This window comes from Campylobacter concisus (genome assembly GCF_003048615.2).
Lineage (GTDB): Bacteria > Campylobacterota > Campylobacteria > Campylobacterales > Campylobacteraceae > Campylobacter_A > Campylobacter_A concisus_C.
Genome location: NZ_CP049263.1, coordinates 760,042 through 774,773, shown reverse-complemented (window position 1 = coordinate 774,773; position 14,732 = coordinate 760,042). Strand labels below are relative to the sequence as shown.

At 39.6% G+C, this 14,732-nt stretch carries 10 protein-coding genes; all 10 read right to left on the bottom strand.

The genetic code is table 11. The annotated features are described in order from the left end of the window. Positions 1 to 12: 12 nt before the first annotated feature. The 10 genes from rpsG to rplA all read right to left on the bottom strand — a co-directional run bounded on the left by rpsG (position 13) and on the right by rplA (position 14,701). A complete protein-coding gene (gene rpsG / locus CVS89_RS03940; RefSeq protein WP_002941142.1) occupies positions 13 to 483 on the bottom strand; it encodes a 30S ribosomal protein S7 in 471 nt (156 codons plus the stop codon). A gap of 78 nt (positions 484 to 561) precedes the next feature. After that, positions 562 to 957, bottom strand: a complete 396-nt coding sequence (gene rpsL / locus CVS89_RS03935; protein ID WP_002941121.1) for a 30S ribosomal protein S12 — start codon at positions 955 to 957, stop codon at positions 562 to 564. An 80-nt stretch (positions 958 to 1,037) separates the two neighbouring features. Next, a complete protein-coding gene (iadA, locus tag CVS89_RS03930) occupies positions 1,038 to 2,171 on the bottom strand; it encodes a beta-aspartyl-peptidase (protein WP_107847751.1) in 1,134 nt (377 codons plus the stop codon). Further along, positions 2,168 to 3,580: a Na+/H+ antiporter NhaC gene (gene nhaC, locus CVS89_RS03925; RefSeq protein WP_021085501.1), complete on the bottom strand. Its 1,413-nt coding sequence runs from the start codon at positions 3,578 to 3,580 to the stop codon at positions 2,168 to 2,170. Before nhaC ends, iadA begins: the two co-directional genes overlap by 4 nt. 135 nt (positions 3,581 to 3,715) lie before the next feature. After that, positions 3,716 to 4,105, bottom strand: a complete 390-nt coding sequence (locus CVS89_RS03920) for a DoxX family protein (RefSeq protein WP_009294512.1) — start codon at positions 4,103 to 4,105, stop codon at positions 3,716 to 3,718. 133 nt (positions 4,106 to 4,238) lie between these two features. Further along, positions 4,239 to 8,753, bottom strand: a complete 4,515-nt coding sequence (gene rpoC / locus CVS89_RS03915) for a DNA-directed RNA polymerase subunit beta' (protein ID WP_002941087.1) — start codon at positions 8,751 to 8,753, stop codon at positions 4,239 to 4,241. Next, positions 8,740 to 12,885 (bottom strand): DNA-directed RNA polymerase subunit beta, encoded by a 4,146-nt coding sequence (gene rpoB, locus CVS89_RS03910; RefSeq protein ID WP_107847750.1) that lies wholly within the window; start codon positions 12,883 to 12,885, stop codon positions 8,740 to 8,742. The genes rpoC and rpoB overlap by 14 nt, the downstream gene beginning before the upstream one ends. 118 nt (positions 12,886 to 13,003) lie before the next feature. Then, positions 13,004 to 13,381: a 50S ribosomal protein L7/L12 gene (gene rplL, locus CVS89_RS03905; protein WP_012001504.1), complete on the bottom strand. Its 378-nt coding sequence runs from the start codon at positions 13,379 to 13,381 to the stop codon at positions 13,004 to 13,006. Positions 13,382 to 13,410: 29 nt separating this feature from the next. Next, positions 13,411 to 13,896: a 50S ribosomal protein L10 gene (gene rplJ / locus CVS89_RS03900; protein WP_009294520.1), complete on the bottom strand. Its 486-nt coding sequence runs from the start codon at positions 13,894 to 13,896 to the stop codon at positions 13,411 to 13,413. Between the two features lie 103 nt (positions 13,897 to 13,999). Continuing rightward, the gene (gene rplA, locus CVS89_RS03895) at positions 14,000 to 14,701 is read right to left on the bottom strand and encodes a 50S ribosomal protein L1 (RefSeq protein ID WP_103633136.1); all 702 of its coding nucleotides are present in this window, start codon (positions 14,699 to 14,701) and stop codon (positions 14,000 to 14,002) included. Positions 14,702 to 14,732 lie beyond the last annotated feature (31 nt).

The window sequence follows — 14,732 nt, the reverse complement described above, 5'->3', positions numbered from 1 at the left end:
ACTAATTCTTTCTTACCAGCGGTAGTGAGCAAATGCTTTATTAGCCTCTGCCATCTTGTAAGTATCTTCCTTCTTCTTGAAAGATGCACCTTTTGAATTTGCCGCATCTAAAAGCTCATTTGCTAGTTTATCAACCATTGTTCTTTCGCTTCTTTTTCTAGCAAAAGTTATAAGCCAGCGGATAGCAAGAGCTTGTTGGCGAGCTGGGCGAACCTCAACTGGTACTTGATAAGTAGCGCCACCAACACGGCGTGATTTAACTTCTAAAATAGGTTTTACATTTTCAATAGCGTCGTTAAAAACGTCAATGCCTTTAACCTCAGCATTTTTCTTTTCGATAGCTTTAATAGCACCATACATTATCTCTGTAGCGACGCTTTTTTTGCCATCATACATAAGAGAATTAATAAATTTAGTGATTATTTTATTTCCGTAAATCGGATCAGGTAAAACTTCCCTTACAGGAGCTTTTCTTCTTCTCATTTTGATTTTTCCTTCAAATTTTTATGAAATTTTACTCAAACGTTTGCAAATTTAAGCAACGTCTGCGAACCTAATTTTTTACTTTTTTGGAGCAGCAGCGCCAGCTTTAGGGCGTTTTGCACCATATTTAGAACGAGAAACTGTTCTTTTTGCAACACCAGCAGTATCAAGTGCACCACGAACGATGTGATACTTAACACCTGGTAAGTCTTTAACCCTACCGCCGCGAACTAAAACGATACTGTGTTCTTGTAGGTTGTGACCTTCACCGCCGATATAGCTGATGACTTCAAAACCGCTTGTAAGCCTAACTTTGGCAACTTTCCTCAAAGCTGAGTTTGGTTTTTTAGGAGTTGTAGTATAAACCCTAGTGCAAACTCCTCTTCTTTGAGGGCACTCTTTTAACGCTGGAGATTTTGACTTAACAGTCACTTTCTTGCGTTCATTTCTGACCAATTGATTTATGGTTGGCACAATAATTCCTTTCAACTAAATTTATTAAAAAGACCTAATTTTATTTAAAAAAAGCTTAAATAACGGTTAATAAGTTAGATTTATTCATATGTTCCTTTTTTTATAAAACCGCTGTCATCTTTTAAAATTTCACCCTTTGCAACGACAAATTTAATCTCAAATTTATCATCGATTAGCAAAATATCTGCATCGAAATTTTCTTTTATCTCGCCTTTTTTATTTTGCAAGGCTACACTTCTTGCAACATTTGTCGTAAAATACGGCAACGCCTCTTCGATACTAAAACCATCTTTTACAAAATTTATAAACTCTTCATATAAGCTCTTGACGCTAGCAATGCCTATTTTTAGTAAATTTCCGTCACTATCATAGCTAGAGTAGCTACCAAAGCCATCTGAGCTAATTGTTATCTTATTTGTCGGTAAATTTTCTTTTTTGATACGCTTTACAGCCTCAAGTGGCGTAAGTCCTGGCATACAGGTAAAGTCGATATAGCCGCCATCTTTTATAAATTTAAAGCTTTGCTTAAAAAGCTCCTCGTTTCTATTTACGTGCGTTGGCTGAAATAGCGTGATCGGCATGTCATACTCATTTAGCACTTCATAGATCAAATTTAAGCCCTTTTTGCCGTCGCCCATGTGAAGTGTGGTGTGTCCTGACTTCGAGCTGATCATACCAGCCACCCTGCCAGCAGAGACTATGTGAGCGAGCTCATCTTTGCTCACGCTTGATGAGCGGTGGTCGCTTATGGCTAGCTTGGTGCCGATTATCGGATCAACAAAGACAATATCTTTTTCGATCTCTCCAGTTATAGTTGGCGTTTTAGAGCTGTATGCGCCGGTGTGAGCGTAGCATGTGATGCCCTCGTCGTTTAGCGCGTGTGCTTTTGCGACTAAATTTTCAACGCTTCTTGTCGTGCTGTCAGTTCCAAGTAGGCCAACAGCCGTCGTTATGCCAGCTTCTATTAAATTTGAAAGCATGATCTCAGGCACTCTAGTCTTAAAGCCACCCTCTCCGCCGCCTCCAGTGATATGCACGTGCTTATCAATAAGACCTGGTATGGCTACTAAATTTGAAGCGTCGATCACCTTTACATTTGGCAAATTTGGCTCTAAATTTTCAGCTATGCAGACGATCTTGCCATTACATATAAATATATCTTTTTTGCCAAGAAATTTTGGCGAGTAAATTTTGGCATTTTTTATAAGTATCATTTGGCATCCTTGTTTATCTTAGCTATGCCGATGCCAGTAAGAGCTAAAATGATAGCAAAGACAACGCCCATGTAGTTTAGTATCGCCCATGGCAAGTACTCTACCGTTGGCACACCAAGTGTGGCTGTCATATATGCGCCTGCTGCTGACCAAGGGATGAGTGGGACGATCACGGTGCCAGAGTCTTCAAGCGTTCTTGAGAGGTTTTTGGCTGCTAAATTTTTCTCTTTATAAAAGTCTTTAAACATCTCGCCAGGGATGAGGATGGAAAGATATGAGCTACCTGTGACAAATGCGACAGTTAGGCATGAGCCGATAGTCGAGATGATGACGCCTGCTGTTGATTTAACCCTTGCCATGATGGTGTGAAGTACCTTTGTAAGCATGCCAGTTTTTGAGATGATGCCAGCAAAGCCCATAGCGCAGATGACTAGGATAGTGGTTGAATTTACAGAGCTCACGCCGCCTCTATTTAGAAGCTTAGTGATATCTTTTGAAAACTCCATATTAATGCCACTCATCGTGACGTTAAAACCAGTCATCACTGAGATAAAGCCATTTTTAAAGCTAAAATCTTGAACTATAACACCAAGAAGCACTGAAAATAGCGAGGCTATGATCATGACAGGTATCGTTGGCCACTTTAGCACCGAGCCAGCCAAGACAAAAAGCACAGGCAAAAGCAAGATGATGTTCCAGTGAAAAATTTTATCAAGCTGACCTTGAAGCGCCAAAACCGACTCTGAAACATTTGCACCACTACTTGCCGCCTCACTACCAAAAAATAGATAAGCTGCTATCGCAACGATAGTTGCTGGGATAGTCGTATAAAACATATGTCTGATGTGTTCATAAAGCTCTGAGCCAGCAGCTATTGGAGCTAGGTTTGTCGTGTCTGAGAGCGGAGAGAGCTTGTCGCCAAAGTATGCTCCTGCGACTACCGCACCAGCAGTTGCTGCTAAATTTACATCAAGACCTTGAGCTATACCCATGATGGCGACACCGACTGTGCCAGCAGAACCCCAAGACGTGCCAGTCACGGTTGAGATGATAGCAGCGATGACAAAAGCTGTTAGGACTAGATACTGCGGACTTATAAGATCTACACCGTAGTAGATGATCATAGGGATAGTGCCTGAAAATACCCACGAGCCAATAAGCAGACCGACTGCCCAAAGTATCATAAGCGCTGGCAATGAGCTTGAAATTTTCTCTATCACTCCCTCTTGAAGCTCACTCCAACTATATCCTAGCCTCCAAGCGATGCCACCAGCCACAAGGGCTGCTATCAAAATGATCGGCTCAACCTTTAGCTTCATATAACCAACGCCAAGCGCAAGGCCTACGATCATAACCAAGATAGGCGTAAGGGCCAGCAGAAACGAAGGCTCTTTTTTTATAGAGTTCATCATGTGTCCTTTAAATTTGAGATATTTTTGAATTTAAAGGCTACAAACTTAAATTGTTATAAAAAAATAAAATAAAATTAAAATTTAAATAAAACGTGTGAAAATTTAGCACATCTGATATGTGCTAAATTTAGATCAATCTTGTTTGATAGCGTATTTACCGCTACCAGTCGAGATGATGCAAAGTGACATAGCGATATAAAGATATATAAGCTCTGCTTTAAAGCCATTTACATTAGTTAGCTCAAGTAAATTTGACAAGCCAAAATATGAATACAAAATGACAAGACTAGAGCCAAAAACTAGGAGCGCGCCAAGCCTTGAGTAAAAACCAACAGCAATCATTATAGGGGCTAAAACCTCGCTAAGATAGGCAAAATACGCCAGAAAACTAGGTAGTCCAGCATCAACTAAAATGCTCTTTACGCCGCCAACTCCGTGTAAAATTTTGCCAAAGCCGTGCATAAAAAGGCAAATTCCAAGGCCTAAGCGCAGAAATAAAAGTCCAAGATCGACATTTTTCATAATATCTCCGTTACATATTTTTAGTTATGGATTTTATTTAATATTGATTAACGGCTTGTAAATTTTGAAATTTTGTAAATTTAAGTGGGTAAATTTATAAGAGAATTAAGCCCCAGATGCGGGGCTTAATATATTAGTTTTCTTTGATCTTTATCTTTTTATCTTTGTAAAAACCAGTACCAACTGGGATCATACGTCCAAGGATGACGTTCTCTTTTAGATCTTCAAGATAGTCAAATTTAGCAGCGATTGACGCTTCTGTTAAGACCTTAGTTGTCTCTTGGAATGACGCAGCAGAGATCACACTATCACTTCCGATAGCTGCTCTTGTAACACCAAGAAGGATCGGTTCAGCGATAGCTGGCTCGCCACCCATTTTCATGATGCGCTCGTTCTCTTCTTTAAATTTGTTTCTTGAAACCATGTCGCCAACGATGAAATTTGTATTTCCGCTATCGACGATTTTGACTTGGCGAAGCATTTGAGAGACGATGATCTCGATGTGCTTATCAGCGATCGCAACACCTTGGCGACGATAAACTTGCTGAATTTCGCTGATCAAATAGTAGTGAAGTGCCTTTTCACCAAGAATTCTTAAGATATCATGGCTTGAGATAAGTCCGTCTGTTAGTTTCTCACCAGCATGAACAAATTCGCCGTCTCTTACTTGGATCTGGCGGCTCTTCTCGATCAAATACTCAGCTGTCGTGCCATCTTCTGCTTGGATGATGATGCGCTCTTTTGAGCGAAGTGGCTTGTCAAATCTAACAACGCCGTCGATCTCAGCAACGATGGCTGTATTTTTAGGGCGTCTTGCCTCAAATAGCTCACTAACTCTTGGAAGACCACCGGTGATATCTTTTGACTTAGCAACAGCTTTTGGAGTCTTAGCCAAAATGTCAGCTTGGGCTACTTCATCGCCACTTGAAACAAAGATCGCAGTTTTTGGATCAAGTGGATACTTGATCAAATGTCCGCTCTTTGTAGTGATAATGATCGCTGGTTTTACGCCACTTGGCAAATATTCGTTGATAACAAGACGTCTTTGACCAGTTGCCTCGTCAGCTTGCTCAGTCGCACTATATCCTGGCTCGACATCTTCAAAGCTAACCACACCAGCCTCTTCTGCAATAGTTGGAGTTGAGTATGGATCCCACTCAGCGATTATTAGCTTGTCATCTTTTTCAGGTAGTGAGACTACTGTCGCTCTTTCTACCGCATCATTGTCTGATACTTGGATGATAGAATTTCTTGGGATGTAGTGGCGAACTGCCTCACGTCCATCCTTGTCAGAAACGACAACAAAGAAGCCTTTTTCAGTTACTTTGTGACCTTTTTTGATATCTTTTAGCCTATCAAGGAAGTCACCTTTTAGTATGAAAAATTTAACCACACCATTTGCATCTGCTGTGATCTTTCTAGTTACTGGATCGCCATCTGAAATTTTAAGCTCACTAGCATATGGGATACGATTTGGAATGTTCCAACCCTCTTTTATTATCTCAACGATACTCTCATTCTCTTTTACCTTATCGCCATTTGCATAAGGGATATACATCTTGCCTTCGATCTTGCCGCTAACGCCAGCTAGTTCGTTTGGCTTAGCAAGGTCGTTTCTTCTGATGGTATATTTGATCTCTTCTTTTTTGCCCTTGATAACGATATTTACGTCTTCGTGAGCATATTCGATCTCGATTTTACCATCGATTGTTGATTTTATCTTTGGCTCAACAAGTAGTACAGCCGCACTTCTTCTGTTTGCAACGATTTTCTTGCCGTTGTTCTCGTATGTACTAAGGTTGTAATACCTAATAAAGCCCTCTTTTTGAGCAATGACTTGACGATCTTGCTGCTCAGTAGAAGCCGTACCACCAATGTGGAACGTTCTTAGCGTTAGCTGAGTACCTGGCTCACCGATTGATTGAGCTGAGATGATACCGACAGCCTCGCCTGGTTTTACAAGTTTGCCCTCGCCCAAATTTAAGCCGTAGCATTTTGCGCAAACGCCTTTTGGCGCCTTGCACGTGATAGGTGTTCTAATGCTTACTGATTTTATGCCAGCTTCTGTTATTGCCTTAGCTTTCTCCTCATCAAGCAATGTGCCTTCACTAAACAAAATTTCATTTGTTATAGGATCGATCACATCATCTGCTAAAACACGGCCTAGTACCCTCTCTTCAAGGCTTTCGATTAGCTCGCCGCTCTCTGTGATATCTGTGATCTCAACACCCTCGTGCGTACCGCAGTCGTGCATTGTGACTTTAACGTTTTGAGCAACGTCGATTAGCTTTCTTGTTAGGTAACCAGCGTTGGCAGTTTTTAGCGCGGTATCAGCAAGACCTTTTCTAGCTCCGTGGGTTGAGTTGAAGTACTCCATTATGTTTAGACCTTCACGGAAGTTTGAAATGATCGGTGTTTCGATAATCGAGCCGTCTGGTTTTGCCATAAGACCACGCATACCAGCTAGCTGGCGAATTTGCGCTGCACTACCTCTTGCACCTGAGTCTGCCATCATATAAATTGAGTTAAATCCACCTTTATCACTTTGGATAAGCTTCATCATCTCGCTTGCAACGCTATTGTTTGTATCTGTCCAGATATCGATAATCTTGTTGTATCTCTCACTATCTGTTAAAAGACCAGCGCCATATTGCTTTTGAATTTCACGAACTTTTTTCTTAGCTTCATCGATATATTTTTGCTTGCTATCTGGCACGATGATGTCTGCGATAGAGATAGAAATTCCCGCTTTTGTAGCATATCTAAAGCCTAAATTTTTAAGCTTATCAAGGAAGTCAGCCGTTACTTCAAGGCCGCCATTTCTATAAACATAATCAACCAAATTTGCAATATCTTTTTTCTTCATGATCTTATTCCACATATTTTCAGGGACAAAATCAGGAAGTATCGCTCTTAAGATCAAGCGACCAGCTGTTGTAAAGATGATCTTGTTATCAACCATTGTTTTGATTTTAGCGTGAAGGCCAAGTGTATTAGCCTCTTCAGCGATCATTACTTCATCGACGCTTGAGAAAATTTTATTTGCACCTTTTTCATCGTTTCTCTCTAAGCTTAGGTAATAAATTCCTAAAACCATATCTTGTGAAGGGACTGTGATGGCCTTACCACTTGCAGGAAGCAAGATGTTCATTGAGCTAAGCATCAAAATTTTGCACTCAGCGATAGCCTCTTGAGATAGTGGCACGTGAACAGCCATTTGGTCACCGTCGAAGTCAGCGTTGAACGCCGCACAAACTAGTGGGTGAAGCTGGATCGCCTTGCCCTCAACAAGAACTGGGTGAAACGCCTGGATAGAAAGCTTGTGAAGTGTCGGAGCACGGTTTAGCATAACTGGATAGTCTTTAACGACCTCTTCTAAGCACTCCCAAACCTCATTTGTCTTATCTTCTATCATCTTTTTAGCTTGCTTAACAGTTGTCGCATAGCCTTTTTCTTCAAGGCGAGCAAGCAAATGTGGCTTAAATAGCTCTAAAGCCATCTTCTTTGGAAGACCGCACTGATCCATTTTAAGCTTTGGACCAACGACGATAACAGAACGTCCAGAGAAATCAACACGCTTGCCTAGCAAATTCTGACGGAAGCGGCCTTGCTTACCTTTGATGATCTCACTTAGTGATTTTAGTGGTCGTTTATTTGCACCTTTTACCGCATTTGCTCTACGGCCATTGTCAAATAGCGCATCAACAGCCTCTTGAAGCATTCTCTTTTCGTTTCTGATAATGATCTCAGGTGCGTCAAGCTCAAGTAAGCGTTTTAGACGGCTATTTCTATTTATTACACGGCGATATAGATCATTTACGTCTGAAACAGCAAATTTACCACCATCAAGATTAACAAGAGGTCTAAGATCAGGCGGAAGAACTGGTAAATTTGTTATCATCATCCATTCTGGGCGGTTGCCTGAATTTAAAAAGCTCTCGATAACCTTTAAACGTTTTACGATAGTCTTTTTCTTGGCCTCAGAATTTGTAGCCTCCATCTCTTCTTGTAGCTGATTTAAAATTTGAGTTAGATCAAGCTCAGCTAGCATATCATAAATGACCTCGCCACCCATTCTAGCGCTAAAGCCAGTTTCTTCATATCTTGAAGCTAGGCTTTGATATTGCTCCTCGTTTAAAACGTCATATTTTTCAACTTTTTTAGAATTTTCATTGTCATAATAAGCCTCGCCAGCATTATCAACAATGTATGCTTCATAGTAAAGTACGCGTTCAAGGTCTTTCATCTTGATACCAAGAAGCGCACCTATACGGCTTGGCAAGAAATTTACATACCAGATATGAGCCACTGGAGTTACAAGCTCGATGTGACCCATGCGAGAACGACGAACTTTAGATGTTGTTACTTCAACGCCGCACTTTTCGCACTTGATACCTTTGTAGCGCATCTTTTTATATTTACCACAAAGACACTCATAATCACGGATCGGTCCGAAAATTTTGGCACAAAACAAGCCGTCACGCTCAGGTTTTAGCGTGCGGTAGTTGATAGTTTCTGGTTTTTTAACCTCGCCATAACTCCAAGATTTTATCTTCTCAGGACTTGCTAAACGAAGTTGGAAAGCTTCAAAATCACGAGGTCTATGCTCTTCTTTTATCTCAACTGGTTTTAAATTAGTTAGTTTCATTTGTCTCATCCTCATCATATACTTCCACATCAAGAGCTAGTGATTTTAGCTCGTTTGTTAGAACAAAGAACGTCTCAGGGATACCAGTCTCAGGAACGTTTTCACCTCTTGTTAAAGCTTTGTAAGCAGAGAGTCTTCCCTCAACATCGTCTGATTTTACAGTTAGCATCTCTCTTAGTGTATGAGCAGCACCATAAGCCTCAAGTGCCCAAACCTCCATCTCACCAAACCTTTGACCACCAAATAGCGCCTTACCACCGACTGGTTGTTGTGTAACAAGGCTGTATGGTCCAGTACTTCTTGCGTGAACTTTTTCATCAACCAAGTGGTGAAGTTTTAGCATATACATACAACCAACATTAACGCGTTCTCTTATCTTTGAGCCTGTGCGTCCGTCATATAGCTCAGTTTTGCCGTCGCTATCTATCTTTGCCATCTCAAATAGTTTTGCAAATTCGTCAGCTTTAACGCCTTCAAAAATCGGAGTTGCAAATCTTACGCCATTGCTCCAATCTTTTGCATACTCAAGAAGCTTCTCATCGCTCATCTTACCAAGAGCTTTTTTAGCGTCCATTAGCTTAGCGACGCTTGCGATCTCTATCATCTTAGCTCTTAGCTCTTTTATCCACTCGCCTTTTTTGGTCTCAAAAATTTCATTGATCTGCTCGCCTAAGCGGTAGCCAACAAGACCAAGGTGGCTCTCCAAAATTTGACCGATGTTCATACGGCTTGGAACGCCTAGTGGGTTTAGCACTATATCAACGATCTGACCGCTTGGAAGATACGGCATATCGACTTCTCTTACTATATTTGAAACGATACCTTTGTTACCGTGACGTCCAGCCATCTTATCGCCAACTTTTAGTTTGCGTTTTGTAGCTATATAAACTTTTACAAGTTTTACAACGCCGCTTGGTAAAATGTCATCTTTTTCTAAAATTTCTATCTTAGCGTCGTGCTCTTCTTTGAGCTTTTTCTTCTCATTTTGGAAGTAATTTTTTAGCTCATCATATTTCTTTTGAATATCTTTTGAAAAGCTCTTTACGATAGCATTTAGGGTAAATCTATTGATATTCTCAAAGTCAGCTTTGTTGATCTTTGAGCCTTTTTTATACTCTTTTTTATTTACCTCTTGATCGCTCGCTAGCGGGTTTTTAGAAAGAAGTGCTGTAACTTTTAGCATCTCTTCACGGTCTAGCATAAGCAGTCTATCGTGGTGCTCTTTTTCTAAAAGTGTCTTCTCTTCTTCATAAGCCTTGTTTGTTCTGCTATCTTTTTCATAGCCTTTTTTAGTGAAAATTTTAACATCAACAACCACGCCTTCCATTGAAGCAGAAGCATAGAGCGATTTATTTACCACGTGACCAGCTTTTTCACCAAAGATCGCACGTAGTAGTCTTTCTTCTGGAGTTGGCTTAACCTCGCCTTTTGGAGATACTTTGCCAACAAGGATCATGCCAGGCTTGATCTCTGTACCGATTTTAACGATACCGCTTTCATCAAGGTGCATAAGCTCCTCTTCTTTGACGTTTGGTATATCTTTTGTTATCTCTTCAACGCCGTCTTTTAGCTCACGAGCCTCAATCTCTTTTTCGTAGATATGAACGCTTGTAAAGGCATCTTCACGTATCATTTTTTCACTAATAACGATCGCGTCCTCGTAGTTGTATCCGTTCCAAGGCATAAATGCGATTAGCGCGTTTTTACCGATAGCTAGCTCGCCTTTTTCCATACTTGGACCATCAGCTATGATTTGATTAGCAACGATCTCATCACCTTTTTTAACGATCGGGTGTTGTGAAAATGTCGTATTCTGGTTTGTTCTTAAATTTTTCTCTAAAGAGTAGTGATCGATATATGGACCAGCTTCATCTTCACCAAGGATAAAGATGTTTTTATTATCAACCTTTTCAACCACGCCGCCTCGTTTTGCTTTTACACTCTCCCAAGCATCTCTTGCAATAACACTCTCCATACCTGTTCCAACGATAGGGGCAGTTGAACGAAGTAGTGGCACAGCTTGACGCTGCATGTTAGAACCCATAAGCGCACGGTTAGCGTCGTCGTGCTCTAGGAATGGGATAAGTGAAGCTGCAACACCAGCTATCATACCAGAGCAAAGGTCGATCAAGGTAACATCTTCTCTACGAGCAAGCATCATCTCGCCCTCTTTTCTAACCTCGATCAAGTCCTCAACGATATGTCCGTTTTCATCAAGTTTAGTTGATGCTGGAGCGATAACATTGCCCTCTTCTTGAGTTGCAGTTAGATAGACTATCTCATCAGTCACCTTGCCATCGACAACCCTTTTATATGGCGCTTCAACAAAGCCAAGGTCATTTACTTTTGCATAAGTTGAAAGAGTGTTTATAAGACCGATATTTTGACCTTCTGGGGTCTCAACCGGACAAATTCTGCCGTAGTGAGTTGGGTGAACGTCACGCACCTCAAAGCCGGCACGCTCTTTTACTAAGCCACCCTCGCCAAGTGCAGATAGACGGCGCTTGTGTGTAACCTCACTAAGTGGGTTTGTCTGATCCATAAACTGACTTAGCTGACCGCCAGTGAAAAATTCCATAATTGTCGCTGTGATCATTTTTGGATTGATAAGATCATACGGCATGATCTCGTCAGTATTGTTGCTCAGGCTTGTAAATTTATCACGGATAGCCTTTTGCATCTTAACAAAACCAAGGTGTAGCTCACTAGCAAGTAGCTCACCGATAGATCTTATACGGCGGTTACCAAGGTGATCGCGGTCGTCAATGTGACCTTGTCCATTTTTAACTTTTATAAGATATTTTGCAGTTTTGATGATATCTTCACTAGTTAGCAAGGTAACATACTCTGGCACATCAAGCGAGAGCTTGTGGTTCATCTTCATACGACCAACTTTTGTTAGGTCATATCTTTCAGGGTTAAACAATATATCATTTACAAAGCTTTTTGCAGCCTCTTTAACTACCGGCTCGCCAGGTCTCATGACCTTGTAAATTCTAATCGCAGCAAGATCATTTTCATCATCAACGCCCTCAGTTTGTTTTAAAACTTTAAGCATATCGTTGTCAGCGATAAATGAATTTATGATAGCGTCGTCAACACCGGCAGCAGAGTTGTTTATGATCTCGATACTTTCATGCTCAGCTAAAATTTTTGCAAGTTTATTCTCATCAAGAGCAGATAGTGTGTCATATAAAATTTCGCCACTTTCTGTGTTTATCACAGGGTTTGCCAAATATCTACCTATAAGTGCTTCGATCGGATACTCGACAAATTTAACGCCATCTTCGATTAATTTATCAGCTTTTTTCTTTGTTAGACGCTTGCCAGCTTGGTGAAGAATCTCTCCATCTTCATTTTTTATATCATACTCAACTCTTCCTAGATAATCCTCTGGATTGAAAAGAGTTAAAAATTTATTATTTTTAATAACCAAATTTTGTATCGGATAAAATAGCTTAATAATGTCTTGCTTTTTATATCCTAATGCCCTAAACAAGATAGTTACAGGCACTTTTCTGCGCTTATTTATCCTGACATATAAAATATCTTTTGTATCATATTCAAAGTGCAACCAAGATCCGCGATCTGGGATTATTTGAGCTGTATAGATAAGTTTATTTGCAACAGTTGCACTCTCCTCTTGTTTAAAGATAACGCCAGGGCTTCTATGAAGTTGATTTACAACAACACGCTCAACGCCATTTATAATAAATGAAATTCTATCTGTCATCAACGGAATTTCACGTATAAAAATTTCTTGCTCTTTTATATCTTTAACGCCAACTTTATCACCAGTCTTATCGTCTTTTTCATGGACAATAAGGCGTATTTTCATTTTTAAATTTACAGAGTATGTAAGACCTCTTTCTATACACTCTCTAATTGTATATTTTGGTTTTCCAATCTCTGAGCTAACATATTCTAAAGTCAAACGATTTTGCGGATCATGTATAGGGAAAATCGACTTAAAAACTTTTTCGATACCGCTTTCTGTCTGATTGTTATTTAGATTTAAAAAATTATCAAAGCTCTTTTTTTGTAGTTGTAGTAGGTTCGGAACGTCTATCTCTTTAACGACATTAGAGAAGTCAACTCTAAGACGATTTCCTGAGTATAAGCTATTTAACATTGCATCTACCTCGTGGTAATTTTGAAAGAAAAGTATAGCCTTTTAACAAGGCATCTAAAATTTAAAAAAGAGAGAGCCTCTGCTCTCTCTTGAAATATTAAGCCTAAATAATAAAAAATTATTTAAGTTCAACCTTAGCACCAGCCTCTTCAAGCTCTTTTTTAGCTGCTTCAGCTTCGTCTTTGCTAACGCCTTCTTTAAGAACAGATGGAGTTCCTTCAACTGCGTCTTTAGCCTCTTTAAGACCAAGACCTGTAAGTGCTCTAACAACCTTAATAACGTTGATTTTCTTATCACCAGAATCAACAAGAACGATGTTAAATTCTGTTTTCTCTTCAGCAGCAGCTGCACCACCAGCAGCAACTGCACCACCAGCTACCATTACAGGAGCTGCGCTAACACCAAATTTCTCTTCAAACTCTTTTACAAGTTCGCTAAGTTCAAGTACAGAAAGATTAGATATAAACTCTAATACGTCTTCTTTTGTAATTGCCATTTTTAATCCTTATTATTTTTTTAATTTAATTAAGCTGATTGTTCTTTTTTCTCTTTAAGCGCATTCAAACCAATTGTGAAATTTTGAATTGGCGCATTCCAAACTTGCAAAAGCATCGCAATAAGCTCATCACGGCTAGGCATTTTAGATAGAGCTTTAACTTTATCAACGCTTGCAACTTCGCCATCAATATAAGCTGTTTTAATTTTGAAAAGATCAGAATTTGACTCTTCAAATTTTGCGGCTACTTTAGTTACTGCTAACTGATCTTCACTCCAAAGATAGATGTTTGTATCTTTGAGTTCCATTCCGACTTTATCAGAATTTTTAAGAGCAATATTCGCAAGAGTATTTTTAATAACTTGAACTTTTACATTTTGTTCTTTAGCAGAATTTCTTAAAACTTCAAGTTTTTTAACTGAAAGACCACGATAGTCACAAACTACAATAGCTTCAGCAGTTTTAAATTCACTCTCTAATTTTGCAACAACTTCAGTTTTTTCGTTACGTGTCACTTTTTCTCCTTTCCGACCGGTAATTTCAAGCAGAGCGGGTCGAATCAATTAAGCCCAATGGCCTCGGCTATCTCCAATCTAAGATATAAATTTCTCTAAATTATTATTTTAAATCCATAACTTCTTGAGTATCAAGAGTTACAGAAGGGCTCATTGTTAAAGACAATGAAGCATTTTTTACATATCTACCTTTTGCAGTCGCAGGTTTATGTTTATTAATAGCTTTAATAAATGTTGAAATATTTTCATTTAATTGTTCTTTAGTAAAATTGACCTTGCCAAGACCTGCATGTATATTTCCTTGCTTATCAACACGGAAATTTACTTGTCCACTTTTTGCATTATTAACAGCTTGTGCAACATCCATTGTAACTGTTCCAGTTTTTGGATTTGGCATTAAACCTTTAGGTCCTAAAATTCTACCAACTTTACCTACAAGACCCATTAAATTTGGAGTAGCTATAAGAACATCGAAGTTCATTATACCCTTTTGGATATCCTCAACTAGATCATCAGCACCAACCATGTCAGCTCCAGCAGCTTTTGCCTCATCAGCTTTAGCGTCTTTTGCTATAACAGCAACTCTTACAACTTTGCCTGTACCAGCTGGCAAAACAACAGAACCACGAACCATTTGATCTGCATGTCTTGGATCAACGTTTAATTTTAACGCAATCTCAACTGTCTCATTAAATTTAGCAGAAGCTAGAGTTTTAACTGTATCGATAGCCTCGCTAAGGTTATAAATTTTATCTTGCTCTACTTTTTTGAGCAATTCTTGAAATCTCTTACTAGTTTTTCCCATAAATTTCTCCGCATATAAATTGCTTCCGTCT

Bases quoted from the DNA above. Each gene is read 5' to 3' on its own strand.
- rpsG (WP_002941142.1), bottom strand. From the start codon at position 483: ATGAGAAGAAGAAAAGCTCCTGTAAGGGAAGTTTTACCTGATCCGATT.
- iadA (WP_107847751.1), bottom strand. From the start codon at position 2,171: ATGATACTTATAAAAAATGCCAAAATTTACTCGCCAAAATTTCTTGGC.
- nhaC (WP_021085501.1), bottom strand. From the start codon at position 3,580: ATGAACTCTATAAAAAAAGAGCCTTCGTTTCTGCTGGCCCTTACGCCT.
- CVS89_RS03920 (WP_009294512.1), bottom strand. From the start codon at position 4,105: ATGAAAAATGTCGATCTTGGACTTTTATTTCTGCGCTTAGGCCTTGGA.
- rpoC (WP_002941087.1), bottom strand. From the start codon at position 8,753: ATGAAACTAACTAATTTAAAACCAGTTGAGATAAAAGAAGAGCATAGA.
- rpoB (WP_107847750.1), bottom strand. From the start codon at position 12,885: ATGTTAAATAGCTTATACTCAGGAAATCGTCTTAGAGTTGACTTCTCT.
- rplL (WP_012001504.1), bottom strand. From the start codon at position 13,381: ATGGCAATTACAAAAGAAGACGTATTAGAGTTTATATCTAATCTTTCT.
- rplA (WP_103633136.1), bottom strand. From the start codon at position 14,701: ATGGGAAAAACTAGTAAGAGATTTCAAGAATTGCTCAAAAAAGTAGAG.